The organism is Actinoplanes sp. NPDC051633, assembly GCF_040681735.1.
Lineage (GTDB): Bacteria > Actinomycetota > Actinomycetes > Mycobacteriales > Micromonosporaceae > Actinoplanes.
The window spans coordinates 1-3,161 of the sequence record NZ_JBFAZH010000925.1 but is presented as its reverse complement, the minus strand read 5'-3'; the positions used below and the strand labels follow the sequence as shown (position 1 = coordinate 3,161).

Annotated in this window: 3 protein-coding genes; all 3 read right to left on the bottom strand. The window is 72.0% G+C overall.

The window, feature by feature from the left end; translation table 11 throughout:
• Positions 1–1,279 (bottom strand): MFS transporter (locus AB0M20_RS34580; RefSeq protein ID WP_364304574.1); only part of this gene is annotated, 1,279 nt, incomplete at its 3' end.
• Positions 1,276–2,088 carry an MBL fold metallo-hydrolase gene (locus tag AB0M20_RS34575; RefSeq protein WP_364304572.1) on the bottom strand — a complete coding sequence of 271 codons (813 nt, stop codon included), beginning with the start codon at positions 2,086–2,088 and terminating at the stop codon, positions 1,276–1,278. The genes AB0M20_RS34580 and AB0M20_RS34575, both read right to left, overlap by 4 nt.
• A 32-nt stretch (positions 2,089–2,120) precedes the next feature.
• A partial coding sequence (locus AB0M20_RS34570; protein ID WP_364304570.1) for a glycoside hydrolase family 3 N-terminal domain-containing protein occupies positions 2,121–3,161 on the bottom strand: 1,041 nt, incomplete at its 5' end.

The following is a 3,161-nucleotide window of genomic DNA, read 5'->3' as shown; positions in this document are numbered from 1 at the left end:
GTCCGGCGCCCGGGTCCGGCTCCACTGCCACCGGCGCCGGGATCCAGTAGGACAGCGCGGAGCGGTCGAGTTGCTGGCTGTCGGGTACGTGCAGCGCCAGGCCGGCGACCGCGCCGAGGCCGACCAGGGCGGCGACTGCCAGCATGGCCACGTCGAGGCCGAGGTGCTGGGTGACCTGGCCCCAGATCGGGGAGAAGAGCGCCTGGGTTCCGAGGAAGACCATCAGGTACACCGCGATGGCCCGGGCACGTACCCAGCCGGGCAGGAACAGCTGCAGCTCGGAGATGACGGTGGACACGGTGGCGGTCCACCCCAGGCCGCACACGACCAGCAGCGGCACCGCGATCCACGCATCCGTGGCCACGGCGAGCGCTCCGAAGGCCAGCGCGAAGGCGAGCGCGGCCAGCGCGAGCACCGCGTTGGAGGAGAGATGCCGTGTGATCCGGCCCAGGCCCAGGGCGCCGGCCACGGCGCCGACGCCGAGGGCGGCGAAGAGCAACCCGTAGCCGTCGGCGCCCAGGCCGAGCTGCCGGCTGGCGATCAGCGGCAGAAGTGCCCACACGGCGCACGCGGGGGCCATGAAGGTGGCGAGGCGCAGCAGGATCCGCCGGACGACCGGCTCGTGCCGTACGTATCGGCTGCCGGCGACCAGGGCCGGGAGAAATGGTTCCCGCTCGCGATGGGTGACGCGGGGGCGGCGCCAGGCCAGCAGCACGAGGGCCAAGATCCCGGCGGCGGCGGCCGTGCCGCCGAACACCGGCGGCACATCCCAGCGGGCGATCACGAGACCGGCCAGGGCAGGGCCGGCGGCCCGGGCGACGTTGACGCTGACCATGTCGAGGCGGGTGGCGGCGGCCAGCTCGGTGCGGGGTACGAGCTCGGTGATGAGGGCCTGCCAGGTGGGTGACAGGACGGCCTGGCCGGCGCCGATGGCGAACGTGAAGGTCAGCAGCAGGGCCGGGGGCATCATCCCGGCCGCGGTGAGCACGGCGAGCAGGACGGCCGCGACGACGAAGTACGCCTGCACGCCCAGCATCAGCCCGCGGCGGTCGAACGCGTCGGCCAGCACACCGGCGGGCAGGGCGAGCAGCATCATCGGCAGCGTGGTGGCGGTCTGCACCAGGGTGACGATGGTCGCCGCGCCGGGGTCGTTGACGAACAGCCACTGCGCGCCCACCGTCTGTGCCCACAGACCGACGCTGCTGATCACGACGCCGAGCCAGAGCCAGAAGAACGCCCGGTGCCGGAACGGCGCCCACGGTGAGACCGAATCGTTCATCCGGCCGACGGCGACCGCTGCAGCCGGTACGGCTCACCCGGGGCGAGGACCTGGATGCGTTGCGGATTCTCGATCAGGGCGTGCAGGGTCTGCGGGTCGCCGTTGAAGGGCGGGAAGTCCGGAGCGTCGACCGATCCCCAGTGGTGCAGCAGCAACGGTGTGCCGGGGTACGCGTTGGCCATCCGCGCGGCGCCGGCGAGCCCGAAGTGCCATTCGCTGTCGGAGAAGTCGAACAGCAGGGCGTCGGGAGCGGGCATGCGCAGGTGATGCTCCTCGATCAAGCGTGAGTCGCCGGGCGCCCAGATGGTGCCGTCGGGCGTGGTGATCCAGAAGCCGCAGGCGTCCTCGGTCCGGAAGATGCGGGTGGCGGCGCCGGGGGACTCGTTCTGCCAGGCGTGGTCCGCCGGCGTCACCTCGACGCGTACCGCGCCGACGTCGAACTGGTCGCCGATGTCATGGCCGTGCGCGGGCAGCCCTTGGTCCGTCATCAGCCCGGCGACGTACTGGGTGGAGTGGTAGGCGTCGGTGACGCCGGCGAGGTCCCGGCAGGTCGGGACGCTGTAGTGGTCGTTGTCGCTGTGGGTGACCAGGACGGCGTCCAGGTGCGGGACGTCGGCGGCGGTGACCGGCATCTCGATCATGATGGGCATGTCGAACCCGCGTAGCAGCGGGTCGATCATCATCGTCGTGCCGCGGCTGTTGATCAGGAAGCCGGCCATGCCCAGCCATCGCAAGGTCGTATCGTCTGAAGGCGCGAACGCGTCGGCGCGGAAGGGTTGCGTGGGCGGGGCTTTGGCCTGCTGCGGCATGGGTCGGCTCCCTCGGGGTGGGGGTGGACTGCTCAGGTGACGATGCCGTCGCCGAAGCGGAACAGCGGGTCGGCGGTGTCGTACGGGGTGTCGGTGCGGCTGTCCACCACGGCCTGCATGGACGAGGGCAGGTCGAACGGCAACCGGCCGCGCGCGTGGGCGTGGCCGAGCAGGACGTCGACGACGGCGTCGTCGCGGGCACCGAACTCCACCAGCAGGGCGGCCGCCGCGGCGGCGATCTCGGGCACGATCGCCGGCCGGTCCAGGAACAGCACGATGATCGTCGGGACCTGCCGGCAGACGGCGATGACCCGGTCCCGCTCGTCCGCCGGGAACTCCAGCGAGCCGGCGTGGAAGAACGACTCGAACCCGCCGGGGCGTGGTTCGTAGGGCGCGTCGAGGCGCAGCACCGCCACGTCAGCCTCAGTCGGGTCGGCGACCACCCGGCCGAGCCGGGCAGCCGCGGCCGGGCTGATGTTCTCGACGTAGACGGCGTGGCCGGTGCCCATCGGCAGCGCGGCCGGGCCCGACGTGGCGGCGGTGAGCCGTACGATCGCTGCGCGCTGGGTGACCTCGCCGGCGGCCACGAAGTCGGGCCGGCCGATCGTTGCCACGGCGTGATCGACGTCGAGGAACGGCTGGTCGAAGAGTCCGAGTAGGAACTTCTCCCGCAGCAGGCGGCGGACGGATTCGTCGATGCGGGCCTGGCTGACCTGCCCGGATCGGACCAGCTCGACCACCAGCTCGGGGCGGGACTCGCCGCCGAACTGGTCGCACCCGGCGTCGATGATTCGCTGCGCCCGTTGCACCTCGCTCAGGTGCTCGGCCCCCCAGGCCCGGGCCGGCATTGGCTGACCCAGGATGACGCTGTCGCCGATCAGGCCCCAGTCCGTGCACACGATGCCGTCGAAGCCCAGCTCGCCGCGGAGCAACCCGGTGATGACCTCGGTGTTGAACGCGAAGCCGGCTTCAGTCCAGTCGGTGCCCACCGGCATGCCGTAGTACGGCATGATCTGCGAGGTTCCGGCCGCGATCGCGGCCCGGAACGGCTTGAGGTGGTACTCACGCCGGCC

Coding starts and splice junctions, on each gene's coding strand:
- AB0M20_RS34575 (WP_364304572.1), bottom strand. CDS start 2,088: ATGCCGCAGCAGGCCAAAGCCCCGCCCACGCAACCCTTCCGCGCCGAC.